Source organism: Paenibacillus sp. GCM10012306, assembly GCF_042649265.1.
Taxonomy (GTDB): domain Bacteria; phylum Bacillota; class Bacilli; order Paenibacillales; family Paenibacillaceae; genus Paenibacillus_AQ.
The window spans coordinates 86,024-93,063 of the sequence record NZ_JBHRYW010000017.1 but is presented as its reverse complement, the minus strand read 5'-3'; the positions used below and the strand labels follow the sequence as shown (position 1 = coordinate 93,063).

The following is a 7,040-nucleotide window of genomic DNA, read 5'->3' as shown; positions in this document are numbered from 1 at the left end:
GGTTCCACGCGTACCCATCCCGAACACGACCGTTAAGCCCTCCAGCGCCGATGGTACTTGGACCGAAGGGTCCTGGGAGAGTAGGACGCCGCCAAGCGGAAACCACAAACCCGTGGTTATTTTTTGCCGCAATGACTACATATGTAGTAAAAAGGGCCTTTAGCTCAGCTGGTTAGAGCGCACCCCTGATAAGGGTGAGGTCGGTGGTTCGAGTCCACTAAGGCCCACCATTTTCCCTGATAGCTCAGTTGGTAGAGCACTCGACTGTTAATCGAGTTGTCACAGGTTCGAGTCCTGTTCGGGGAGCCATTTGGAGAGGTGTCCGAGTTTGGCCGAAGGAGCACGATTGGAAATCGTGTAGGCGCCACAAGCGTCTCGAGGGTTCGAATCCCTCTCTCTCCGTTCGAAAGTTTTGTTTTTAGTGGACAAGCGATACAATGTTTATTGATTAGATTTGTAGCATGGCCCGTTGGTCAAGGGGTTAAGACACCTCCCTTTCACGGAGGTAACAGGGGTTCGAATCCCCTACGGGTCATATTTATGGAGGCTTAGCTCAGCTGGGAGAGCATCTGCCTTACAAGCAGAGGGTCGGGGGTTCGATCCCCTCAGCCTCCACCATGTAACCTCCTTTGGAGGACAAGAGAATATGATTTTACTGACGCGGGGTGGAGCAGCCCGGTAGCTCGTCGGGCTCATAACCCGAAGGCCGCAGGTTCAAATCCTGCCCCCGCAACCAATCTGGAACCGTGGTGTAGTTGGCCTAACATGCCTGCCTGTCACGCAGGAGATCGCGGGTTCGAATCCCGTCGGTTCCGCCATTCTTTACAAGTTATAATTACCATTCATGAACGTTGGGGATTAGCCAAGCGGTAAGGCAACGGACTTTGACTCCGTCACGCATAGGTTCGAATCCTATATCCCCAGCCATTTATGAGCCATTAGCTCAGTTGGTAGAGCACCTGACTTTTAATCAGGGTGTCGAAGGTTCGAGTCCTTCATGGCTCACCATTTTTACAAGTTTGCGCGTGTGGCGGAATGGCAGACGCACCAGACTTAGGATCTGGCGTTTCACGACGTGGGGGTTCAAGTCCCTTCACGCGCACCACTTATTTGCGGACGTGGCTCAGCGGTAGAGCATCGCCTTGCCAAGGCGAGGGTCGCGGGTTCGATTCCCGTCGTCCGCTCCATAATTTTTGCGCCCTTAGCTCAGCTGGATAGAGCGTTTGACTACGAATCAAAAGGTCGGGAGTTCGAATCTCTCAGGGCGCGCCATTTTATTAAACTATATTGTCGGGATGTAGCTCAGCTTGGTAGAGCACCTGGTTTGGGACCAGGGGGTCGCATGTTCAAATCGTGTCATCCCGATTTTATATCTGTGCGGGTGTAGTTCAATGGTAGAACTTCAGCCTTCCAAGCTGATAGCGTGGGTTCGATTCCCATCACCCGCTTATAACAAGAGGCACTTGCCCATTCCGGGCGGGTGTCTTTTTTTGTTTGGTCCACCCCAGATGGTACAATAGAATAAGTAGTACCATTAAGGGGGACTGCCCATGTACGAGTTCACGGCAAGATTGATTAGACCGGAGGCGACCGGGAGTTGGACATATTTTAACGTACCCTTGGCGGTAGAGGAGATTTTCGGAACGAAATCTCGTGTCCAGGTAAAAGGAACAATTAACAGGGTACCCTATAGAGGGACACTGATGCCGCATGGGGATGGACGTCACTTTATGGTAGTCAACAAGGAACTGCGGACTCTGGCAAAGGCGGGCCCAGGCGACACCGTTAGTGTGAAGATGGAAGAAGATTCCGCGTCACGAGAGGTATTGCTGCCAGATGACTTTGTAGCTGCCCTCAGCACCAATGAACAAGCTAGAGATTATTATGATAGTCTGGCGTATTCTTACCAGAAAGAGTATGTCGCTTGGATTGAGGGGGCGAAACGCCCGGAGACACGGGCAGCCCGAATTGAAAAATCAGTGGGCAAGCTGGCCGAAGGACTTAGATTGAAATAATGGTTTGGCAAAACATAGCTTCATTCAAACACGCAACACGGAGGCTTTTACTCTCCGTGTTTTTTATTATGCAATGGAACGGATATACGATGGCAGCGTAAAGACTGGTAAGGCCGCTATATTCATTTTGCAGATGGATGGCTTTGTAACATAGCAACAAAGGAGCAATGCATACATAATGACAGACAAAGTAATTCGTATTTTTAAAATTATCAATGCCGTTCAGTCCAACCCGGGAATCACTGCCTCCGATCTGGCGTTTAAATGTGATGTGAACCTCCGGACAATCTACCGGGATCTGGAGCTGCTGAGCCACATCGCACCCATAACAAATGAAGGAAGGGGGACTGGCTATAAGTTTATGGGCAAGTTTTTCATGTACCCATTGGATTTCTCCGAAGAAGAGGCGCTGGCGTTCTCCCTACTGCCATCTGTCCTGAATCAGGATAATATCCCCCAAGGTTTTCATACTGGTTATGCTAAGGTTATGGGGACGCATTTAAAGGAGAAGTCCAGGCAGAACGGTATCCTTGAAAATATAGCCGATATTATCCAGATGGGGACGCCTGCTTATCGCAAGGAGAGCAAAAGTTTTTTACAGCCTATTATTGAAGCGATTCTGGAGCAACGAAGCATTCGTGCTGTATATCATTCGCAGAGTCGTAATGCGATAACCGAGCGGGAGATAGACCCGTATTATTTGATCCCGCGCGATCAGCGCTTTTACCTTATCGGCCATTGCCATCTGAAGAAGGCTATTCGTACCTTCCGAATCAGCCGATTTCAGCAGGTGGAAATCACGGCAGAGTATTTTGACAAGGGCGGCTTCAACATTAAGCAATATTTGAAAAATACATGGTCGATTGATCGCGGGAACAAAAATACGAATTTCAAAGTTCGTTTTTCTCCAGAGGTGGCCCGGTATATCAAAGAGGAAGAGTTATTCGTACACCCGCGGATGAGGGATGAGCAGAATGGTAGTTTGCTCTTTGAAGTTACTGTTAACAACGAGAAGGAGTTTATGAAATGGATTCTCCAATACGGACCGAATGCCGAGATTCTGGAGCCATCATCTGCTAGAGAGCAGTTGAAGCTGCAACTGGAGCAGTGGAGGAATCTTTATCGGTAGTGATAATTATCCAAATTTTAGGTATACTTCATCCATAGAGAGATTGCTTGATTACATCTATTACTGCTCATGAGGGGGCTTACCTGTGTTCAGCAAAGGTCAGCGGGAAGAAGCCATTGGGAATATGAAGAGGGTGCAAGCCACTTATGAAATAGAGAAGCAAGGCCTTATCAAGGATGCGAAGCGGTTGCTGGACAAACGTAGGAGACTCCAGACGATTATCGATGAAGCATGGGATTTCGTCAATAACATGAGTAACAAATCAGTAGCCCTAAACACGGAGTTGAAGGTAATCAAGATCGAGGCTAAAAAGTTCTACGGTCTGCTGAAAACAATGGAAATGACGATTAGCAATACAAGTCACAGCTCTAGCGAGCTGACAGCCGCGAATATTGTGGTCGGTAGGGGTGTCGCTTCTCTTGGCCCAACAGCAGTGCTGGCCATTGCGACTGCGATCCGTACAGTTGATTCTGGCAGAACAATCCCAACACGTACTAGTACAAGGTCTACCCATGCAGAGCTACCTCGGCACAGGAGTGGGGCACAGACTATCGAAAGAAAAGGAACTACTGCAGGGAACTTTGGGACCCCATTATTGGGACTAGCTAATCCTACAGGCTGCGGTGCTATTCTGAACACCGTCCTTCTGAGGTATAGGAACAATAAGGTGCTCGCTGAGCGAGCTAATATGGAGACTGTTAAAATAAGCCGGTATGTCAGCACGGTAAAAGCGACGCGTAAGGACATTCTGGACATCTTGGAACTTAGCGCGCGTACCACCGATGCCCTACTGGGCATGTTGTTGAAATGCCGCGAGCTTCCGGCCGATTACATACAGCTCACCACCGAACAAAAACAATTGGTGGATGCTTTGGTGAATAATACGAAGGCAGGAACAGAGCTACTGAATAGAGTAGTTGTAGACAAGGAACTTATCGATCTGCTCTTTTGATCGCTTGTTAGAGTTAGAGACAGGTCAATGAATGTTTACTTAATTCTATAGCTTAGCCCCAAAGAGGCCTCTTCTTGTCCAGGACAACAAAGAGGCCTCTTGTTAACATTTAGCCAATGTTTTTGGAGGCCAAGCATCTTGGAAAAGGGGTTAAATAAACTGTCCTACTTCGCCGCTATTCACAAATTTGATGCTCTCAACGACGACTTCCAACTCACCCGAAGGGACTTGCAGCCGCCGTGTACTACCCACCTCCGCCAGCAGTAGCTGCAGGCCAACAGGCGAGAGCATGGAGACCTTACTGTCACTTGGCTCCGCTTGATTGGGGAACACGATGGTGTAGATATCGGTTTCGCCATCATCAAGATATCGCAGAGTCAACTGGCTGCCAATCAGGACCACAGAGTTCAGTCCTTCTTCGCTAAATTCAGCGAGTAGTTGCTCCAGTGTGGCACAATAACGAGCCAAAAGCTCCTCAGCCTCGATTCTTTGCTTGCTTCGATCAGGGAAATATTGATTCAGGAAGCCGAGCTTTTCCTCGTCAAAATACAGAAGCTGCCCAACGAGTTGCGTCCGTGAGCCCTGATAGAGAAGACTATGGTTCATAGTAGATTTCCCCCCCTCTAAGCATCACGTTTCTTGTAGATAAAATATAAAGCCTCGCCATACTGAATCCCTCCTGCATTAGTCTATACGAATAGAGACCCCGCATCATTCGGGGCCTTCACCACAGTATAACAGCTGCCAACTGTAAATCCAATCCATCCCGTTGACTCTTTGCAGGGGGAATGCTAAGCTTAGCTCAAGTAAAGGCATTCTGCGTGTAGCTGCGGAGTGCCTTACTCTACGTTTGCGAATAGTTTACATTAAATGTTACCTTAGGAGTGATGCGTCATGTGCATTCTAGGGGCTCAGGTAGAAGCTGAGAAAATGGAAATGAATAATCTTACAAAGGAGAGATTGGGATGATTCAAGTCAAGGAGTTCGTGGATACGGACAATTCTTATGCGGAGAACAAAGCGAATGAATTTTTAGCGGGACTGCAAGAAGAACAGGTAGTGAATATATGTTACGGATCTGTAGTCAAGGCTTCACGCGGCGGTACGGAACACCAGAGATCGACAATCCTAATCGTATACAAGACGAATGAGAAACAATAGCTGGAACCTCTTTTTCACCTGCATTTCTGCAATATCAACCATTGCTATTATGCTCGTAGTAATTTATTTTGGATTTATCCGTTAGTAACACATAAAAGGACCTCGAACCCCACTGCAGAGTGGAGGCGAGGTCCTTTTATTTTATATAAGGATTAAAGGGGGGGATTGGAGTATCACAAATTGAGTGATAGGGGAACTCCATTGTTCTCTTCTATAATAAACTGCTCTTGTAGAACAGGATCATCTTACACGCTATCTGGCACCTCTAAGCCCAATCCTGCGGCAATGCGCTGCCCGAATTCAGGATCAGCTTTATAGAAATGTCCGATCTGGCGGAGCTTGATGTCTTCCCGGTCAACCGGGGTCATGGCACCGACAATGTTTTGAACGAGACGGGTACGTTCTTCTTCGCTAAGCAGACGGTACAAATCGCCGGGCTGGGTGTAATGATCATTATGGTCGTAAGCGACGCTGTCTGCCTGATCGGACACTTCAAACGGTGTTGGTTTAGCTGCTGGTGATTCAGTAGGACCACTATAGCTGTTAGGCTCGTAATAAACAGATCCTCCGCCGTTAGTGCCGTGGTTCATAGCCCCATCGCGCTGATAATTTCGCACTTCCGCCTTGGGCTGGTTGATCGGCAGACTGTTATGATTGGCGCCTACCCGGTAACGATGAGCATCGGCATAGGCGAACAGGCGGCCCTGCAGCATTTTATCGGGGGAAGCCTCAATGCCAGGCACGAACGAACCAGGGGAGAAGGTCGCCTGCTCTACCTCTGCAAAATAGTTCTCCGGATTGCGGTCCAGCACCATGCGGCCCACTTCAATCAGGGGATAGTCCTTCTGCGACCAAACCTTGGTCACGTCGAACGGATCGAAGCGGTAGGTGTCGGCATCCTTCTCCGGCATAATTTGTACATACAGTCTCCAAGCAGGGAAGTCACCAGCAGCAATGGCATTGAACAAATCCTCGGTATGGTAATCCGGGTTATCAGCGGCGAGCTGAGCAGCCAGTTTCACATCCAGGTTCTTCACGCCTTGCTCTGTTTTGAAATGATATTTCACCCAGACAACAGCACCTTCTGCATTCACCCATTTGAAGGTATGGCTTCCGAAGCCGTGCATATGTCTCAGTGTAGCGGGAATGCCCCGGTCGGACATCAGAATAGTGACTTGATGCAGTGACTCAGGTGATAGAGACCAGAAATCCCAGACGGCGTTCGGATTCTTCAGATGGGTCTGCGGATGACGCTTCTGTGTATGAATAAAGTCCGGGAACTTAATGGCATCGCGAATGAAAAAGACAGGCGTGTTGTTGCCGACAAGGTCGTAGTTACCTTCCTCGGTATAGAACTTCACGGCAAAGCCGCGCGGATCACGGACCGTATCAGACGAGCCGGATTCACCAGCAACGGTGGAAAAACGGATGAACATCGGTGTGCGCTTGCCCACCTCGGACAGGAAGTTAGCTTTCGTATATTGCGATAAATCTTGTGTGACTTCAAAGTATCCATGGGCTCCGGCACCTTTGGCATGCACGACACGCTCGGGAATCCGTTCCCGGTTAAAATGCGCGAGTTTCTCGAGCAGGTGGACATCCTGCAATAGGCTAGGACCACGGGAGCCGGCGGTCATGGAATTCTGGTTGTCGCCTACCGGCGCGCCCCAGCTAGTCGTAAGGTTATTAGGGTTGGAACTCATAAATAGAATCACCTCATGGGATTTGATTTTAGATTTAGTATAAGTTCTATATTAACAAGTTACAGGGAAAATGCAATCCTT

At 48.7% G+C, this 7,040-nt stretch carries 6 protein-coding genes, 14 tRNA genes and 1 rRNA gene; 19 read left to right on the top strand and 2 right to left on the bottom strand.

What is annotated here, in order from left to right:
• The 18 genes from rrf to ACFORK_RS26515 form a co-directional block, all read left to right on the top strand.
• Positions 1–97, top strand: a 5S ribosomal RNA gene (gene rrf, locus ACFORK_RS26600); the annotation flags it as partial.
• A 56-nt stretch (positions 98–153) separates the two neighbouring features.
• A tRNA-Ile gene (locus ACFORK_RS26595) sits at positions 154–230 on the top strand.
• A 3-nt stretch (positions 231–233) separates the two neighbouring features.
• Positions 234–309: transfer RNA gene (locus ACFORK_RS26590), tRNA-Asn, on the top strand.
• A gap of 3 nt (positions 310–312) precedes the next feature.
• Positions 313–402 (top strand) — tRNA-Ser (locus ACFORK_RS26585).
• Positions 403–463: 61 nt separating this feature from the next.
• Positions 464–535, top strand: a tRNA-Glu gene (locus ACFORK_RS26580).
• Between the two features lie 7 nt (positions 536–542).
• Positions 543–618: transfer RNA gene (locus ACFORK_RS26575), tRNA-Val, on the top strand.
• 41 nt (positions 619–659) lie between these two features.
• Positions 660–736 (top strand) — tRNA-Met (locus tag ACFORK_RS26570).
• Positions 737–740: 4 nt separating this feature from the next.
• Positions 741–818, top strand: a tRNA-Asp gene (locus ACFORK_RS26565).
• Positions 819–852: 34 nt separating this feature from the next.
• Positions 853–927 (top strand) — tRNA-Gln (locus ACFORK_RS26560).
• Between the two features lie 5 nt (positions 928–932).
• Positions 933–1,008 (top strand) — tRNA-Lys (locus ACFORK_RS26555).
• Between the two features lie 13 nt (positions 1,009–1,021).
• Positions 1,022–1,105: transfer RNA gene (locus ACFORK_RS26550), tRNA-Leu, on the top strand.
• A gap of 7 nt (positions 1,106–1,112) precedes the next feature.
• Positions 1,113–1,187 (top strand) — tRNA-Gly (locus tag ACFORK_RS26545).
• Between the two features lie 8 nt (positions 1,188–1,195).
• A tRNA-Arg gene (locus ACFORK_RS26540) sits at positions 1,196–1,272 on the top strand.
• 19 nt (positions 1,273–1,291) lie between these two features.
• Positions 1,292–1,365 (top strand) — tRNA-Pro (locus ACFORK_RS26535).
• Positions 1,366–1,377: 12 nt separating this feature from the next.
• A tRNA-Gly gene (locus tag ACFORK_RS26530) sits at positions 1,378–1,448 on the top strand.
• A 102-nt stretch (positions 1,449–1,550) separates the two neighbouring features.
• Complete coding sequence (locus tag ACFORK_RS26525; protein WP_379204837.1) at positions 1,551–2,015, top strand: YdeI/OmpD-associated family protein; 465 nt, start codon at positions 1,551–1,553, stop codon at positions 2,013–2,015.
• Positions 2,016–2,193: 178 nt separating this feature from the next.
• The gene (locus ACFORK_RS26520; RefSeq protein WP_379204835.1) at positions 2,194–3,144 is read left to right on the top strand and encodes a helix-turn-helix transcriptional regulator; all 951 of its coding nucleotides are present in this window, start codon (positions 2,194–2,196) and stop codon (positions 3,142–3,144) included.
• A gap of 85 nt (positions 3,145–3,229) precedes the next feature.
• A complete protein-coding gene (locus ACFORK_RS26515) occupies positions 3,230–4,096 on the top strand; it encodes a hypothetical protein (RefSeq protein ID WP_379204832.1) in 867 nt (288 codons plus the stop codon).
• A gap of 150 nt (positions 4,097–4,246) precedes the next feature.
• Here the strand turns inward: ACFORK_RS26515 and ACFORK_RS26510 are convergent, their stop codons facing one another.
• On the bottom strand, positions 4,247–4,702 hold the full coding sequence (locus ACFORK_RS26510) for a GreA/GreB family elongation factor (protein WP_379204830.1): 456 nt from the start codon (positions 4,700–4,702) through the stop codon (positions 4,247–4,249).
• 359 nt (positions 4,703–5,061) lie between these two features.
• Between ACFORK_RS26510 and ACFORK_RS26505 the strand changes: the two genes are divergently transcribed.
• Entirely contained in the window at positions 5,062–5,256 is a 195-nt protein-coding gene (locus ACFORK_RS26505; RefSeq protein ID WP_379204828.1) for a sporulation protein Cse60, read from the top strand.
• Between the two features lie 245 nt (positions 5,257–5,501).
• On the opposite strand, the gene katA is transcribed toward ACFORK_RS26505, so the two are convergent.
• Entirely contained in the window at positions 5,502–6,959 is a 1,458-nt protein-coding gene (gene katA / locus ACFORK_RS26500) for a catalase KatA (protein WP_379204826.1), read from the bottom strand.
• Between the last annotated feature and the right edge of the window lie 81 nt (positions 6,960–7,040).